The following is a 16,699-nucleotide window of genomic DNA, read 5'->3' as shown; positions in this document are numbered from 1 at the left end:
CACCGGCGCAGCGGCCCGGTCAAATGCACCGCCCGCCGTCTACCTCCATGCAGACGCCGGTGATCATGCCTGCCTCATCGCTGCAAAGGTAGGCTGCGGCATTGCCCATATCCTCGGACGTCGAAAAGCGCCCCAAGGGGATGGTCGACAGGAACTTGGCGCGCATCTCGGGGGTATCCTCGCCCATGAAACTGGCCAGAAGCGGGGTCTCTCCCGCTACCGGGTTCAACGCGTTGACCCGAATGCCCTCGGGCGCCAGTTCCACCGCCATGGCCTTGGTCGCCGTGTTCACCCACCCCTTCGAGGCATTATACCAGTTAAGCTTCGGGCGCGGGCTCACCCCGGCCGTGGAGGCGACATTCAGGATCACGCCGCTGCCGCGCGCCTTCATCCCCGGCACCAAGGCACGTGCCACAAGGTAAATTGATTTGCAGTTCACCGTGAAAACCCGGTCGAAATCCTCTTCGGTGACATATTCCATCATCTGCGGCAGGTGCGTGACACCCGCATTATTCACCACGATATCGGGCAGGCCAAAAGCGCCCTGCGCGACGTCGGCCATGGCCTGAACACTGGCCCCGTCCGAGACATCGACGGTCGCGGCCACCGCGCCCAGTTCCTCGGCCAACGCCTGTGCCGCGTCGCCGTTGATATCGGCGATTATCACCTGCGCGCCTTCCGCCAGAAACTTGCGTACGATCCCTTCGCCAAAGCCGCTGGCACCGCCCGTCACGATGGCCGTCTTCCCTTTCAGCCGCATCTCTCTCCTCCTCGCATTTTATCGCGCTTCTTGAATGTCTCTCGCTGAATCTTGTTGGACCCGGGCACAAGGCCAATGGAATGCGCCCATGACTCCCGCAATTTCTAAACCGCGTTCTGCGCCGCTGTTTCGGCCAATCTGCCCAGCCTTACCTCACGCAGCCCCGCCAGGCGCGCAAATCTCTGCAATTCCCGGTGCAATTTCTCAACTCGCGTGTCGGGCCACTTTACGCCCGGTTCCGGCCAAAACCCGCTCACTCTTAGCCAGCCTTTGGTGCGATCGGCCTTCAATTCCACCCGCCCGACAAAGCGGTCCCCCTCAAGCAAAGGATAAACGTAATACCCCCACCGCCGCTTGGCCTGTGGTACGAACATCTCGTTGCGGTATTCAAAGCCAAACAGGCGCTCAAGGCGCATACGGTCACGTATGGCCGGGTCAAAAGGATTAAGCAACCTCAGGCGCTTCCCGGGCTGTGACAGGCGCGCCAACCGAGCCTCTATATCCCAAGCGCCCCATGCCTCGCGCCATGTGCCGTCTGCCGACTGCACGCGAACGGGGACCATGTTCGCCGCTGATACCCACTCTCGCACCTCGGCGGCTGAACTTGCATCCCAAAATCGCTGCACCTCGCCCGGTGTGGCAATCGCCAATCGGTCCACGGCGGATTCGTGCAATTTATCAAGGGCCTGCCCGTCCTCTTCCGCTGCATCGAACCGCGTGGGAAACACCCGCTCGCCCAGATCGTAAAACTTGACAAAGTTCTGGCGATGGCTGGTGGCCAATTCCCCGGCATACCACATCTGATCCAAAGCCTTCTTATGCGGTGGCCGCGCCCACATCTCCTTGCCCCGCGCGCCGCTCTCGAAAGCATGGGTCGAAAGCGGGCCTTCCAGCTCAATACGCTTGCGTATATTCTCAAGTTCCGCCCGGCCCAGTCCCGATTGCAACCACGCGCCCCGCGCTGCCTTTTCGCCCAAGCGCTGAAACTGCCGTCGCCAAAGCGGCAAGACATGCACGGGAATAAGCGAGGCGTCATGTGTGAAATGCTCGAATAACTGGCGGTTCTCCAACAGCACCCAAAGCATCCCCTCGCGGTAGTTTTGATTGCGCGACCACAGGATATGATTATGCGCGCGAGTGACGTTGCGCACTGTATCAATGTGCACGAATCCCAGATCGCGGATGATCTGCAAAACGTCCAACGGGCCGGTGGGCGGTTGCGAAAGGCCATTTGCACGTAACCACAACCAACGCGCCTGGCGGTTCGGTATCTCAAGCGATGCCACTACAATCTCCCAAGATACAAAAGCGCTTGGCGAAGGTCTTTACCCTCCATTTCAAGAATCACATCGGCAAAAAGCTTCCCGGCCGCACAGGCCGCTGCCGGTCTTGCACCCGCCAGATTATCCAAGGTGCGCGTCAATCCCCGTGAATTCTCCTGCGACTGCACGCGCTCTCGTAGGGCTTGGGCGATTCTGCGCTCCGTGCGGGCGTGATCCCTTGGGCTCAACTGTCTGGGCGCGCGCGTCACGCCCAGCCGCACCGCCTTGCGCTGAATGCGGTAATAGGTGCGCAGGGTCTTGAGGCTAAACCGTGTTTCCGCACGCCCCAAAGTATCCTCCATGCGCTGGGGCCGCATTTGCCCCTTGACGATAAGGCCGCAGTTTCGCTGGCTCATAGCGTCCAGCAAGGCCCGCTGCATTTGATGGAAAAACCGCATCTCGGGCAGGCTCAGATGAGTGACCCCGCTATCATAAAGCGGCGCAACAAGGCCCTCCGTGGCGACACCCGCGGACAAATCCCCGTCGTAAAGCGCGATCAGCCTGTCGGCGATATATCCCGCGACCACCCTGTCGTTCATCATCAGGCGGGTGTGTTCCTCGACCAGCGCAAGTTTTTCACCACGAAACCCCTGTTCGATCAGTTGATCGCGCAGCGGCGCGATATCGGGCAGACGGCCAAGAAGATCAATGATTTCCTCACGGCTTTCCCGGGCGGTTTGGGCCATACCCACGCCAGCCATGGTGACGAGCCCCAGGAAGACGGCGGCGATCAATGGCTTCAACGGCATGTGGTACGATCCTTCCGGCACAAGGCGATTGCTGGCGTCCAGCATCCCGCACCCCCCGCCCCGGCGCAACACAAAGCTGCGTGTTACGCGGTTTTCGGCAACCGTGGCGCCGCCTCGATCAACTGCCGGGTATAGGGGTGCCGAGGCGCGACAAAGACCGCCTCGGTCTCGCCTTCCTCCACGATCTTGCCCCCCTGCATGACCAAGACCCTGTCGGTCACATTGCGCACCACGCTCAGGTCATGACTGATAAAAAGATAGGTAAGCGACAGGCGGTCACTCAGATCCGCCAAAAGGTCCAGCATCCGGGCGCGCACCTGCACATCCAAGGCACTCACCGCCTCGTCCAGGATAATCAAATCGGGCCGGATAATGAGGGCGCGGGCCAGCGCGATGCGCTGCCGCTGACCGCCGGAAAACTCGTGGATATACTTCTGCCTGTCCTTGCCGGACAACCCGACATTTTCAAGCGCCTCTACCACCGCCGCCTCGCGCGCCGCGCCCTTGGGCGGGTCATCCAAAAGGTGGAAAGGTTCCGCCACCGACCGCCCGACGGTCCATCGCGGGTTGAAGCTGCCGTATGGGTCTTGGAACACCACTTGCATGCGCCGCCGCACCGCACGGTTGGCTTGGTGGCCGTCGAACACCGGCTGCCCATCCAAGGTGATCGCCCCTGCCTGCACTTCCTCCAAGCCCAGGATGGCGCGGGCCAAGGTGGATTTTCCGCAGCCGGATTCGCCCACCAGCCCAAGGTTTTCGCCGCGCTGAATGTCGAAACTGATATGATCCACCGCACGAAACAGGCCCGGCTTGCCAAGCCACCCTTGCCGCGGCGTGGGATAGTCGCGCACCACCTCGCGCACCGACAAAACCGGGGTCTCGCCGGCGTGCCCCGCGCGGTCGGGCTTGTGGTCCGAGGCCTCCATCAAGGCCAGCGAATAGGGGTCTCGCAGGTCACTGAACCGCCCGGTCTCAACAACCCGGCCATGCTGCATGATGGCGATCTTGTCGGCCATATCCGCCACCACGCCCAGATCGTGGCTGATCAGCAAAAGGCCCATGCCATCCTCGGCAACCAGACGCTTCAAAAGGCGCAACACCTCGGCCTGCGTGGTCACATCCAAGGCCGTCGTCGGCTCATCGGCAATAAGCAGCCTGGGCCGCAAGGCGATGGCCATGGCGATGCACACCCTTTGCCGCTGCCCGCCGGACAATTCATGCGGATAGCGTGACGGCGCCACGCGCCCGGGCGGCAGATCGACCCGGCGCAGGACCTCGTGCGCGCGCTCCATCGCCTCGGCGCGGCTTGCGTCCTCGTGGATCAGGATGGTCTCGGCCACCTGGTCGCCGATGGTTTGCAGCGGGTTCAAGGCCGTCATTGGCTCTTGGAACACCATGCCCACCTCTTGACCACGCAGGCCGCACATCTCGGCCTCGCGCATCGCAAGAACATCGTGACCATTCAAAGTGATACGCCCCGAACATCCCGCCCCGCGCGGCAATAGCTGCATGACCGACAGCGCTGTCATAGACTTGCCGCTGCCCGACTCGCCGATGACACCAAGGATTTCCCCTGCCGTCACCGCAAGGCTGACATCGTTCAGGATCTCGACCGCACCGATACCAAGCCTCAGGTTCTCGATTTCCAGAAGGCTCATCGCGCATCCCTCGCCAGTCGCGGGTCCAACCAATCGCGCAAGCCATCCCCCATCAGGTTCAGCCCCAGCACTGTCAGCAGGATCGCCAGCCCCGGAAACAGCGCCATATGCGGCGCGAACGAGATCATCGTCTGGCTATCGGCCAGCATCCGGCCCCAGCTTGGCACAGGCGGCTGCGCCCCAAGGCCGACATAGCTCAGCGCCGCCTCGGCCAGGATACCAAGGCTGAACTGAATGGTGCCCTGCACGATCAACAGGTTGGCCAGATTGGGCAGGATATGCTCGGCACTGATCCGCAGGCGCCCCTTGCCCGCCACCCGTGCCGCAAGCACGTAATCGCGTGTCCAGAGCGACAGGGCCGCACCGCGCGAAAGCCTTGCAAAGACCGGAATATTGAAAATACCGATGGCAATGATGGCATTCACCGCGCCTGCCCCGAAGACGGCGGTGATCATGATCGCAATCAGCAGGCTGGGAAAGGCAAAGATCAAATCATTGCCGCGCATGATCACCTCGTCCATCCAGCCCCCCTGCCGCGCGGCAGCGGCCAGCCCAAGTGGCACGCCAAAGCCCATCCCGATCACAACCGCGACAATCGCCACGGCAATCGAGGTGCGCGCGCCCACCATCAGCATCGAAAGGATATCGCGCCCGAAATGATCGGTGCCCAGAAGATGCGCGCCCGAGGGCGGCTTGATTTTATTGGCGATATCAAGCGCCTCGATATCATGCGGCACCCAAAGGAACGACAAAAGCGCCGCCCCGGTGACAAGCGCGGAAATCAAGGCCCCGATCCAAAGGCTTGCCTTCATCTGCGCCCCCTTAGCCGTGGATCGACCCAGGCATAGGCGATGTCGACCGCGAAATTCACCATGATGACGGCAAAGACCAGAAGCATCACGACCGACTCCACCACGATCAAGTCCCGCGCGCTGATCGCTTGGAACACCAAGCGGCCAAGACCGGGCAGGTAAAAGACATTCTCGATGATGATCGCGCCCGCCAGCAGGAAGGAAAACTGCAACCCGATGATCGTCAGCACCGGAATAAGCGCATTGCGCAGGGCATGACGGCGCAGGGCCTGTCCCTGTGTAAGGCCCTTGGCGCGGGCGGTGCGGATGTAATCCTCGCCCAAGGTATCCAACAGGGCCGAGCGCATGACCCGCGCCAAGATACTGGCCTGTGGCAAGGCAAGCGCAATGGCGGGCAGGGTCAGCGCCTTCAGGGCCGGGCCAATCCCCTCGCTCCATCCCGGAAAGCCCCCGGCGCTGAACCAGCGCAGGTTGATGGCAAAGACAAGCACCATCAACATCGCGAACCAGAAATTCGGAATCGCCACGCCCAATTGCGTGCCGCCCATGATCGCCACATCAACAACCGAACCCCGGTTGCGCGCGGCCAAAATACCCGCCGGAAAGGCAATCAGCGTCGACAGCGCCAAGGCAAAAAGCGCCAAGGGCAAGCTTACCCAAAGCCTGTCGGCAATCATCTCGGACACCGGTGTGCGATAGGTATAGGAGGTGCCGAAATCCCCCTGAAACATCCCGCCGATCCACGCAAGATAGCGCTCCATTGGGCTGCCATTCAGGCCCAGTTCCTCGCGCAGCGCCGCAAGCGTATCCTCCTGCGCATTGATCCCCAGCATATAGGCCGCCGGATCGCCCGGCACGATCTCCAGTGCAAGGAAGATCACAAGGCTTGCCACCCACAGCGACACCGCCAAAGAAAAAAGCCGCCGCCCGGCATAGCGCAGCATCAGCCTTGGCCTTTCAACATTGCGTCATCCACGCGCCCCGGTTCCATTGCCCCCTTTATGGCGCTGCATGAAGAACTTGTTAAGGGGGGCGCAGGCAAAAGGCCCCGCCACATGTCATGGCGGGGCCTTCAAAATGCGTCACGAAACGCTTGGATCACGCGGCTTTACGTGCCTCGGGCGCAACCTCCGGCGTTTCCCCCTCTTGGAAAAAAGCCCCGTGCAACGCGCTGATCGATTGCGACAAATCCTTGCGCGGCACGACGAATTGCACATCGACGGCGCGGGTTGTGTGATGCGCCGAAATGACATCCACATCCGCCTGCGCAAGCGCCTTCAAACCATTGGCCAGGGCCTTGAGGCCCGACAGATCCCGCCCGATGACCGATGCAATTGCCAGCGGCTGGATCGTCAATTCGGCGCTAGGATACACGGCATTCAGATCGCGTTCCACCTTGCGAATATCGCGCAAAGGCGCATCCACATAGTGCGTGATCGTGTTGGCGTTCGAGGTCTTCGAGACAATCCGCAAGCCATGCCGCGTGAGCAGTTCAAGGATCTTGGCATCATAGCCTTTGACGCCCACCATGTCCTGCTCAAAAAGTTCAAGCGCATGCACATCAAGGCCGGTCACGATCTCGGCGCTCGCTGTTTCGGCGGGCTGATCGTCGATCAAGGTGCCCGGGTCATGCGGCTCAAAGGCGTTGGTGACGCGCAGCGGCACGTCGGCCTGACGCAGGGTCTTGGCCGCCTTGGGGTGAATCGCCTCCATCCCCATGTTCGAAAGCTGATCGGCCACGTCGTAATTCGTATGGCCCAGCTTGTGCACCTCTCCTTCCACAAGGTTGGGATCCGCCGAAGACAGGTGGAACTCCTTGTGAATGATCGCCTCGCGCGCGGCTGTCAGGGCCGCGATCCGGCTAAAGGTCACCTCGGAATAACCCCGGTCGAATTCGGCCATCAGGCCCTCTTTGCACTGGGCATAACCGGTGACGATGGGCAATTCCCTGGCCGGGTCCACATCGGCGAAACCGTCGCGGATACGTTCATCCAGCGTCATCTCGCGCTCGTCGCGCCAGCCGCTGAGGTCAACAAACCGCGCATCGATTCCTTCACGGCGCAGGGCCAGCGTGGTCACGTAAGCCGAATGCGCCTCGCCCAGACCCGACAGCAATTCACGCGTCAGCATCATGTGCTCGCTCAGACGGAAATGACCGTAGGAACACAGGCGCTGCAGGTCGATCAGGCAACTGCGCGCGCCTTCAACCCGGTCGCGGACAAAATCATCGGCATCGCTGATATCCGCGGCATTCGACAGAACCGCGGCATGGGCTTGGCGCATTCCCGTTGCCACCTTGGACAGCGCATCAAGCCAGCCGTGATCGTCCTCGTCATTGGCAAAACAGGCGTAAACCCCCGCCTCGCCCGATTTCTTGTGCTCCAACAACAGGTTGGTGATGCCGCCAAAGGCCGACACCACGAAAACGCGGTTGTAAATCTTCGAGGGTTCATCGCGCTTGAACAAGGTGTCGACAAGCTCATTAAGCCGCGACATGGATGTACCACCGATCTTTTCGACGGTGTGATTCTCAAAAGTCATAAAAGTTCATTCCGGGGCTTGCGCCCCAGAAAGCCTCTGTGTGTTCAGGAAACCTCTTCCGGCGCGGCATAGGATCCATCTTCGCGATGAACCTCCTTGCCGGTCACGGGCGGGTTGAAAACGCAGGCCATGACAAGTTCCTCTTCGGCCCGCAGGACGTGGCGATCATGTTCATTCAGGGCATACATGGTGCCCGGCTTGATCTGGTGGGTTTCCCCGGTCGCCAGATCGGTGATCGAGCCTTTACCCTGAATGCAATAGACGCTTTCGAAGTGGTTCTTATACTCGAAAGTATGCTCGCTGCCTTCGTGCAGGAAAGTGATATGGAACGAAAACCCCATTCCATCGTCGGCAAGCAGCATCCGGACAGATGTCCAATCTGCGTCCGAGACCGAATTACCGGCTTTCACCACGTCGTCGAAATCTCTGACAATCATTGCGTTACTCCGCTGCAATCTTCGTGTTCACAGTCGCATCGCGGGTTGCATCCAGCAGGATGTTCAGACCCTTGCGCAGTGTCTCTTCCTCAATGGTCAGCGGTGCCAGGACCTTGACCACCTCGTCATGCGCCCCCGATGTCTCGATGATCAGACCCTTGTCGAAGGCACGACCACAGATATCACCGGCCAATTCGCCCGAGCCCACATCGACACCCTGCATCATGCCACGCCCCTTGAGGCGTGCCTCGGGCAAGACATCGGCGATCGCCTGCAACCCGGCGGTCAGAATGGCCGACTTGTGCTGCACTTCGTTCTGGAAGCTGTCGTCGCTCCAGAATTTCTCAAGCGCAACGCGGCCCGTCACGAAGGCATGGGTATTGCCCCGGAAGGTACCGTTGTGCTCGGCGGGCTTCCAGATATCGTGCTCGGGCTTGATCAACAGCGCGGCAAACGGCAGGCCGAAGCCCGACAGCGATTTTGCCTGCGTGATCATGTCGGGCTCAATCCCGGCCTCTTCGAAGCCGAAATAGGCGCCGGTCCGGCCACAGCCCGATTGGATATCGTCCACGATCAGCAGCGCACCCAGCTTCTTGGCCAGACGGGCCACGCCCTGCATCCATTCGTTCGATGCGGCATTCAGCCCGCCCTCGCCCTGCACGGGCTCAAAGATGAAGGCGGCGGGCGCGTCCACGCCGGACGAGGGATTATCGAACATCCACTCGATCTGCGAAAGTGTATCCACGCCCTCGCCAAGCGCGCCATCAAAGGGCAAATGCGTCACATCGGCCAGCGATCCGCCACCGGCCCCGGCGCGCTTCCCGGCGTTCCCGGTCAGCGACAGAGCCCCCATGGTCATGCCGTGGAACCCGTTGGTGAATGCCACCACGTTGCGGCGGCCGGTGACCTTCCGGGCCAGCTTCATCGCCGCCTCTACGGCGTTCGTGCCAGTCGGGCCGGTCATCATCACCTTGTAGTCCATGCCACGGGGCTTGAGGACGTTCTCCTCGTAGGCCTTCAGAAAGCTGGCCTTTTCGCTGGTATACATATCCAGGCCATGGGCAATGCCATCGCCAGCGATATGCTCGACAAGCGCCTGCTTCATATCCGTGTCGTTGTGCCCATAGTTGAGCGATGAACACCCGGCGAGAAAGTCGATATAGGTCCGGCCTTCGGCGTCGGTCAGTTCCGCGCCCTTGGCTTTCGTGAACACCGCCTCGAAGCTGCGGCAATAGCTGCGCGCCTCGGATTCCCGGCGGGTGAAAATAGAAGTTTCGGCTGACGTGTCAGTCGACATGATAGATCCTTTGGTTAGGAGAGTTGAGGGCTGGCGCAGGCGATTAGGCGGCGCGCTTCAGCTCCTCGGCGAATTCGATTGTAACCATGTGTTCCGTCGCGTGACGTCCGTCAAAATGGTCTTCACGGGTATAATGCGGCTCACTGCGCAGTTTGCCGTTCTGCGACTTCGAAAAGCGGCCGAACAGCGCCCAGGACGCATCGTTGTTCAGGGTGATCGTGGTTTGAAGGCGATTCACCTCCTTGCACTCTTCCCGATCAACAAGCTCGGTCAGCATGCGCGACCCAAGGCCCTTGCCACGCGCCTTCGAAGATACGGCCACCTGCCAGACAAACAGCGTCTCGGGGTCGCTCGGCATGATGTAGGCCGAGATCCAGCCAACCATGTCTCCGTCCATTTCCGCCACGATACAGGTATCGCCGAAATGATCACACTGGATCAGGTTGCAGTACATCGAGTTTTCATCAAGCGGATGGCAGGACGAGATCAAATCCCAAATCGCTGCCCCGTCCTCACGCAATGGTTTGCGAAAGGTCAGTTCCTTGTTCGGTTTCGATCCTTGAATACTATGCACGGCGCTAGATCCCTTTTTGTTAGATAGGCTAATAATACGTCTCGCACGCGAAATTTCAAGAGGCTAAGTAAATTAACTCATCAATGGCGTAATCGGCCGAAATTTGCACATTATAGCCTTAATACCTATATACTCCGCATGAGAAACTTAGTTAGTAAAACCAACGTACCAAATGGCCGGATTGCGGAAACGGGAAAATCGGGTAAGTTTACAAGGCCTTATCTGGAGCTTGACGTGGACCGCACAGACATCAGCCTCATCGCCCTGCGCCGCATCCTGCGCGCCACCGAAATGTATGCCAAGAACCTGGCGCGCGACGCCGGTTTGACGGCCGTACAGCTTCGGGTGTTGCAAATTGTCGCGGAAAAGGGCCACGCGACGCCAACCGAATTGTCCAACCGCATGGGCGTGACGATGGCGACGGTCTCATCGCTGATCAAGAAACTCGAAGCAAAAGACCTGCTCTCGCGCCACAGGTCCGAAACCGACCGCCGGCAAACCGATCTTGAAATCACCAAATTGGGGCTTTCCAAGGTCCAGACGGCACCCGACGCCCTGCAACAGAAATACGTAAAGCAATTCGAAGGCTTGGAAGAGTGGGAACAGGCGATGATCGTCGCCGTGCTTGAACGCGTGGCCAGCATGCTGGACGCCGAGGAAATCGACGCCTCGCCGGTCCTTGCCGTGGGCGACATCCACCACACCCACTAAAGCCGCTCCTCACGCTCCGAAGACAGCCGCACAGCTAGCCGCATATGCGCCCGCGGCTGGCCCCGATCGAAACCAAATGCATTTTTTCCGGCGGGGCATAAAAATGCCCAGATTTATTGGCATATTGCACGCCAATCCGGCATAATATGCAAAATCGGGCTAACCATCCCTTAACGGAGCCTCGGCAAGAGGTCAGGCAGAGCGGCATCGGAGCAACAGGATGCTCGAATTCAATAGTGTCAGCAAGTCCTTCTGGACGGGCAAGCAGCGCAAGGTAATCCTTGACCGCGTCAGTTTTCGTGTCGAACTGGGCCGCTCACTTGGTATTCTCGCCCCCAACGGCACCGGCAAAACCACATTGATCAACATGATGGCCGGACTGGAAAAGCCCGACGAAGGCGAAATTCGCCGTGGCTGCCGGATCAGCTTTCCGCTTGGCTTCATGGGGGGGGTCATCTCGAAGATCTCTGCCATGGAAAATTCCCGATACATCGCGCGCCTTTACGGCCTCGACCCCGATTATATCGAGGCATTCTGCCGCTGGATGTGCAATCTGGGTGAATATTTCGACCAACCGCTCGGGACGTACTCCTCGGGGATGCGGGCGCGCTTCACCTTCTCACTCATGCTCGCGCTGGATTTCGACATGTACCTCATCGACGAGGGCATGCCCGGTTCGACAGACGTGGAATTCAACCGCAAGGCCGGTGAAATTCTCAAGGAACGCCTGCGCACCACCACCGTGATCATCGTGTCCCACCAACCCGAAACGCTCGAAAAATTTGCACGGTCCGCTGCCGTTCTGATGAATGGTCAGTTATACATGTTTGATACCTTGGAAGAGGCAAAGCAGCTTTATGACTACGAAACCCAAGGCTAGAAAGTTCCGCATCCGCCGCACCATCCCCACGCCCAACGGTGCAGCATCGCAGCAGGCTGAAACCGCCCGCGCCGCAGACCAGGGCAGCGAGGCACCCGCCGATCAAACTGCGCCGCATGTCCATGCGCCACAGGCCCATGAGGGCGAGGTAAGCTCGGCCCGTGAAATGGCCTCGGCCCAAAGCATTGATGAAATTCGCAAAGAGGGGCTGACCGGCCGCCAATTGCGCATGGCCCGCCGCATGGCGCAAAAATACGGCCTTGCACCGACGTCCGACTTCGATGCCGTCAGGCTTTTGCGCGCCAAGGGCGTGGACCCGTTCCAACGGGCCAATATCCTTGAACTGGTGGCCCCCGGCGGTGGCGGCACGGGCAACGGCGGTACGGGAAACACCCAAACCGGGGTCACACCGGAAAGTGACACCCCCAAGGTGCAACTGCCGCAGACGGTTCCGGCGGGGCAGCAAAACCTGCCCACCACCAATCAACTCAGCCCGGCAGACCGCCGCGCCCATGAAATCCAGGAAATTCAACGCGACATCGCCAAACGCCGGCGCCGCAGGCTGCTTTTGCTGCTGACCCGCCTGTCGGCCTTCGTGTTTCTGCCCACGCTCATTGCAGGCTACTATTTCTATGCGGTCGCCACGCCGATGTATTCGACCAAATCGGAGTTCCTTATCCTGACCGCCGATGGCGGCGGCGGCGCGGGCGGTGCGGCGGCAGGCCTGTTCAGCGGAACCGCCTTCGCAACCGGGCAGGATTCGATTGCAACGCAATCCTATCTCGAATCGAAAGACGCCATGCTGCGCCTTGATCAGGATGTCGGCTTTCGCGATCATTTCAGCCAAGACTGGATCGACCCGCTGCAGCGGCTTGACGAAGATGCCAGCAACGAAGCGGCCTACAAACTTTACAAGAAATACGTGAAACTTGGCTATGACCCGACAGAGGGCGTGATCCGGATGGAGCTTTCTACCGCCGATCCGGAAACCAGCGCCCGGTTTTCCGAAAAGCTTCTCGACTACGCCGAGGAACGGGTTGACCACCTCAGCCAGGAAAAACGCCAGGATGCGGTAAAAACCGCCAGCGCCTCCCTTGAGGACGCCAAGGATGAACGCCGCGCGGCCCAGGAACGGCTTGTCGCACTGCAAGAAGGCACGCTGCTTGACCCCGAGGGCGAAATCGCCTCGATCCGGTCATTGATCAACTCGGTCGAACTGCAGCTTCAGGAAAAGCAACTGGCCCTTAATACGCAACTCAACAACCAAAGACCCAACAGCGCCAAGGTGGCCGCCCTGCGCAGCGAAATCGAAGTTCTGACCGAAGAATTCGACAAGCAGTCCGCCCGCTTGAACGAAGCCACCGAAGGAAGTGCCTCACTGGCGTCACAAGCGGCAGAAATCCAGATGGCGCAGGCCGATCTGGCCACGGCCGACATGGTGCTGCAATCCGCGCTGGAATCAAAACGCCAATCCGAGATTGAAGCCAATAAACAGGTGCGCTACCTCACCGTCAGCGTCAAACCGGTCGCCTCGCAAGATCCCTCCTATCCGCGGTCTTTCGAGAATACGATCTTGGCCTTCCTGATTTTCTCGGGCATCTACCTGATGATCTCACTTACCGCATCAATCCTCCGCGAACAGGTATCGTCATAACCCATGAAACACATCGACATCTCCGGCCTGAGCGTTGGGAACGACCTGCCCCTGACGCTGCTCGCGGGGCCCTGCGCACTACAAAGTATCGACCACGCCCAAATGATCGCCGGCACCCTGCAGGAGGCCTGCGCGAAACACGGCGCGCAACTGGTCTTCAAGGGCAGCTTCGACAAGGCCAATCGCACGTCGGTTGGCGCCCGGCGCGGTGCCGGGCTTGAGGAAGGGCTGAAAATTCTTCAGGCGGTCAAAACCGGCCTTGGTGTGCCCGTGGTGACCGACATCCACCTGCCCGATCAATGCGCGCCGGTGGCCGAGGTGGCCGATATCCTGCAAATCCCCGCCTTCCTGTGCCGCCAGACCGATCTTTTGGTCGCCGCCGGGGAAACCGGCGCGGCGATCAACGTCAAGAAGGGCCAGTTTCTGGCGCCCTGGGACATGATCAATGTCATCAAGAAGATCGAAAGCACCGGGAACACGCGCATCCTGCTGACCGAACGCGGCACCTCCTTTGGCTATAACACGCTTGTCACCGACATGCGCGCCTTGCCGCAGATGGCCGCCAGCGGGTACCCGGTGGTCATGGATGCCACCCATTCGGTTCAGCAACCCGGCGGTCAGGGCGGAAGCACGGGCGGCCAACGCGAATTTGCCCCGGTCATGGCGCGGGCTGCCGTTTCGCTTGGCGTGGCGGCTGTCTTCATCGAAACCCATGAAGACCCTGATAATGCGCCCTCCGACGGCCCCAACATGATCCCGCTGGCACGGATGCCTGCGCTGATCGACAGCTTGATGAAATTCGACGCATTGGCGAAATCCGATCCGATGCACCTGTAACCATATAAAACGAGTGATTAAGACAGTGAAAAAGCCTTCTCCCCAAGTGATTCAAAACAGTTGGTCGTTCCTTCGCGACGCGATGATCGCCCCAACGGGTTTCCGCGAATATGACGCGCGCTGGAAATACCCCGACGAAATCAACCTGCCCGGCATGACGGCCCTTGGCCTCGGCCTTGGCACGCAAATCCACCGGCGCGGGATCAAGCCGGAAATCGCGGTGGGCAATGACTACCGCGATTATTCGCTGGCCATCAAACAGGCGCTGATCCTCGGGCTCATGCAGGCAGGCGTCAAGGTCAAGGATATCGGCCCGGCCGTTAGCCCCATGGCCTATTTCTCGCAATTTCATCTTGATGTGCCCGCCGTCGCCATGGTCACGGCAAGCCACAACCCCAACGGCTGGACAGGCGTCAAGATGGGCTTTGACCGCCCGCTGACACATGGACCCGATGAAATGGCCGAACTGCGCGATATCGTCCTGAACGGCGAAGGGCAGGCACGCGATGGCGGCGGTTACGAATTCGTCGACGGGGTGCGCGAGGCCTATCTCGACGATCTGGCCGGCGATTTCAAAATGTCGCGCAAGTTGCGGGTGGTCTGCGCCACCGGCAACGGCACCGCCTCGGCCTTCGCACCTGAACTTTTCGAACGCATCGGGGTGGAGGTTGTCCCCTCCCACAACGATCTCGATTACACCTTCCCCAACTACAACCCCAATCCCGAAGCCATGGAAATGCTGCACGACATGGCCCAAAGCGTGAAAGACTCGGGCGCGGACTTTGCCCTTGGCTTTGACGGCGATGGCGACCGCTGTGGCGTGGTGGATGACGAGGGCGAGGAAATCTTTGCCGACAAGGTGGGCGTCATCATGGCCCGCGACCTCAGCAAACTGCACCCCGGCGCCACCTTCGTGGCCGATGTCAAATCCACCGGCCTGTTTGCCTCGGACCCGGAGTTGCAGGCCAATGGCGTCAAGGCCGACTATTGGAAAACCGGCCACAGCCACATGAAACGCAGGGTCAAGGAAATCGGCGCGCTGGCCGGGTTCGAAAAATCCGGGCACTACTTCCTCGCCGAACCCGTGGGCCGCGGCTATGACTGCGGCATGCGGGTGGCGGTGGAAATCTGCAAGCTGATGGATCGCAACCCCGACATGTCCATGTCCGACCTGCGCCGCGCCCTGCCGCAAACATGGTCAACGCCCACCATGTCCCCCTATTGCGCCGATACCGAGAAATACGAGGTGCTGGATCGGCTGGTGGCCAAACTGGTGGCCAAGCACGAGGCCGGGGAACCCGTCGGCGGGCGCCCCATCAAGGAGGTGGTCACCGTCAACGGCGCCCGGGTCATCCTCGATAATGGCTCATGGGGCCTTGTCCGGGCCTCCTCGAACACGCCCAACCTTGTCGTGGTCTGCGAAAGCAGCGACAGCGAGGCCGAGTTGCGCGCCATCTTCGCCGATATCGACGCCGTCATTCGCACCGAACCCGCCGTGGGCGACTACGATCAAACGATCTGATCCGCTGGCGGCTTGTCCGAAACCCGCAAACCCCTTATAGGCAGCCCATGCTGGACAACGCCGACGATATCCACCCGCTGTTTTCCGGTGCGCCAAGCAGCACCGAATTCAAGAAGCTGCGCAAACGCATCGTACGTCAGACGCGCGAGGCGATCGAGCAATTCGGCATGATCGAAAAGGGCGCCAAATGGCTGGTTTGCCTGTCGGGGGGCAAGGACAGCTACACGCTTTTGGCCGTGCTGCACGAATTGCAATGGCGCGGCCTTCTGCCGGTTGAGATTCTGGCCTGCAACCTCGACCAGGGGCAGCCCGGTTTTCCGGCCACCGTCCTGCCGGAATTCCTTGAAAACATGGGCGTCCCGCACCGGATCGAATATCAAGACACCTATTCCGTCGTCATGGACAAGATCCCGCAGGGCCGCACCTTCTGCGCGCTCTGCTCGCGCTTGCGGCGGGGCCACCTTTATCGGATCGCCCGCGAAGAGGGCTGCTCGGCCGTGGTTCTGGGCCATCACCGCGACGATATTCTTGAAACCTTTTTCATGAATCTCTTTCACGGCGGGCGACTGGCCACCATGCCACCAAAGCTGGTCAACGAAGAAGGCGATCTTTTCGTCTACCGTCCACTGGCCTTTACCGCCGAAACCGATTGCGAGAAATTCGCGCAGGCGATGCAATACCCGATCATTCCCTGTGACCTCTGCGGTTCGCAGGACGGGCTGCAACGCCAGCAGGTCAAACAGATCCTCGACGGATGGGAGGCCAACTCCCCCGGTCGCCGACAGGTGATGTTCCGTGCCTTGATGAACGCACGCCCCTCGCACCTGCTTGACCCGAACCTCTTCGATTTCGAAGGTCTGGCGCGCGGGTCTTTAAAATTCGAAGAAAATCCCGACGGGTTACCGAAACTGCGTTAAGCCGGTGTTGAGGCACCGGGCGCTACGG

General features: G+C 60.2%; 16 protein-coding genes. 6 read left to right on the top strand and 10 right to left on the bottom strand.

The window, feature by feature from the left end; all coding sequences use genetic code 11:
- Positions 1–19 precede the first annotated feature (19 nt).
- The 10 genes from RBB32_RS14250 to ectA form a co-directional block, all read right to left on the bottom strand.
- Positions 20–760 carry an SDR family oxidoreductase gene (locus RBB32_RS14250; protein WP_306153605.1) on the bottom strand — a complete coding sequence of 247 codons (741 nt, stop codon included), beginning with the start codon at positions 758–760 and terminating at the stop codon, positions 20–22.
- Positions 761–864: 104 nt separating this feature from the next.
- Positions 865–2,046 (bottom strand): winged helix-turn-helix domain-containing protein, encoded by a 1,182-nt coding sequence (locus RBB32_RS14245; RefSeq protein ID WP_306153602.1) that lies wholly within the window; start codon positions 2,044–2,046, stop codon positions 865–867.
- A complete protein-coding gene (locus tag RBB32_RS14240) occupies positions 2,046–2,876 on the bottom strand; it encodes a hypothetical protein (RefSeq protein WP_306153600.1) in 831 nt (276 codons plus the stop codon). The genes RBB32_RS14245 and RBB32_RS14240 overlap by 1 nt, the downstream gene beginning before the upstream one ends.
- Positions 2,877–2,914: 38 nt before the next feature.
- Entirely contained in the window at positions 2,915–4,489 is a 1,575-nt protein-coding gene (locus RBB32_RS14235) for an ABC transporter ATP-binding protein (RefSeq protein WP_306153598.1), read from the bottom strand.
- Positions 4,486–5,301, bottom strand: coding sequence for an ABC transporter permease (locus RBB32_RS14230; protein ID WP_306153596.1), 816 nt, complete (start codon positions 5,299–5,301; stop codon positions 4,486–4,488). Before RBB32_RS14230 ends, RBB32_RS14235 begins: the two co-directional genes overlap by 4 nt.
- Entirely contained in the window at positions 5,298–6,245 is a 948-nt protein-coding gene (locus tag RBB32_RS14225) for an ABC transporter permease (protein ID WP_306153594.1), read from the bottom strand. The genes RBB32_RS14230 and RBB32_RS14225 overlap by 4 nt, the downstream gene beginning before the upstream one ends.
- Positions 6,246–6,399: 154 nt before the next feature.
- Complete coding sequence (locus RBB32_RS14220) at positions 6,400–7,842, bottom strand: aspartate kinase (protein ID WP_306153592.1); 1,443 nt, start codon at positions 7,840–7,842, stop codon at positions 6,400–6,402.
- Between the two features lie 44 nt (positions 7,843–7,886).
- Positions 7,887–8,279 carry an ectoine synthase gene (locus RBB32_RS14215; protein ID WP_306153590.1) on the bottom strand — a complete coding sequence of 131 codons (393 nt, stop codon included), beginning with the start codon at positions 8,277–8,279 and terminating at the stop codon, positions 7,887–7,889.
- Positions 8,280–8,283: 4 nt separating this feature from the next.
- Positions 8,284–9,576, bottom strand: coding sequence for a diaminobutyrate--2-oxoglutarate transaminase (ectB, locus tag RBB32_RS14210; RefSeq protein WP_306153588.1), 1,293 nt, complete (start codon positions 9,574–9,576; stop codon positions 8,284–8,286).
- Positions 9,577–9,619: 43 nt separating this feature from the next.
- Positions 9,620–10,150 (bottom strand): diaminobutyrate acetyltransferase, encoded by a 531-nt coding sequence (gene ectA, locus RBB32_RS14205; RefSeq protein ID WP_306153586.1) that lies wholly within the window; start codon positions 10,148–10,150, stop codon positions 9,620–9,622.
- A 234-nt stretch (positions 10,151–10,384) separates the two neighbouring features.
- Between ectA and RBB32_RS14200 the strand changes: the two genes are divergently transcribed.
- The 6 genes from RBB32_RS14200 to ttcA all read left to right on the top strand — a co-directional run bounded on the left by RBB32_RS14200 (position 10,385) and on the right by ttcA (position 16,671).
- Positions 10,385–10,861, top strand: coding sequence for a MarR family winged helix-turn-helix transcriptional regulator (locus RBB32_RS14200; protein WP_306153584.1), 477 nt, complete (start codon positions 10,385–10,387; stop codon positions 10,859–10,861).
- A 220-nt stretch (positions 10,862–11,081) separates the two neighbouring features.
- The gene (locus tag RBB32_RS14195) at positions 11,082–11,741 is read left to right on the top strand and encodes an ABC transporter ATP-binding protein (protein ID WP_306153582.1); all 660 of its coding nucleotides are present in this window, start codon (positions 11,082–11,084) and stop codon (positions 11,739–11,741) included.
- Positions 11,719–13,395, top strand: a complete 1,677-nt coding sequence (locus RBB32_RS14190) for a capsule biosynthesis protein (RefSeq protein ID WP_306153580.1) — start codon at positions 11,719–11,721, stop codon at positions 13,393–13,395. The genes RBB32_RS14195 and RBB32_RS14190 overlap by 23 nt, the downstream gene beginning before the upstream one ends.
- A gap of 3 nt (positions 13,396–13,398) precedes the next feature.
- Complete coding sequence (kdsA, locus tag RBB32_RS14185; RefSeq protein ID WP_306153578.1) at positions 13,399–14,232, top strand: 3-deoxy-8-phosphooctulonate synthase; 834 nt, start codon at positions 13,399–13,401, stop codon at positions 14,230–14,232.
- 82 nt (positions 14,233–14,314) lie between these two features.
- A complete protein-coding gene (locus RBB32_RS14180) occupies positions 14,315–15,754 on the top strand; it encodes a phosphomannomutase/phosphoglucomutase (RefSeq protein ID WP_371931065.1) in 1,440 nt (479 codons plus the stop codon).
- Between the two features lie 47 nt (positions 15,755–15,801).
- The gene (gene ttcA / locus RBB32_RS14175) at positions 15,802–16,671 is read left to right on the top strand and encodes a tRNA 2-thiocytidine(32) synthetase TtcA (protein ID WP_306153574.1); all 870 of its coding nucleotides are present in this window, start codon (positions 15,802–15,804) and stop codon (positions 16,669–16,671) included.
- Positions 16,672–16,699: the final 28 nt, after the last annotated feature.

Source organism: Roseovarius sp. MMSF_3281, from assembly GCF_030733685.1.
Taxonomy (GTDB): Bacteria; Pseudomonadota; Alphaproteobacteria; order Rhodobacterales; family Rhodobacteraceae; genus Roseovarius.
Note: the sequence above shows the minus strand (reverse complement) of the source record. Positions and strands in the feature narration are given on the sequence as shown.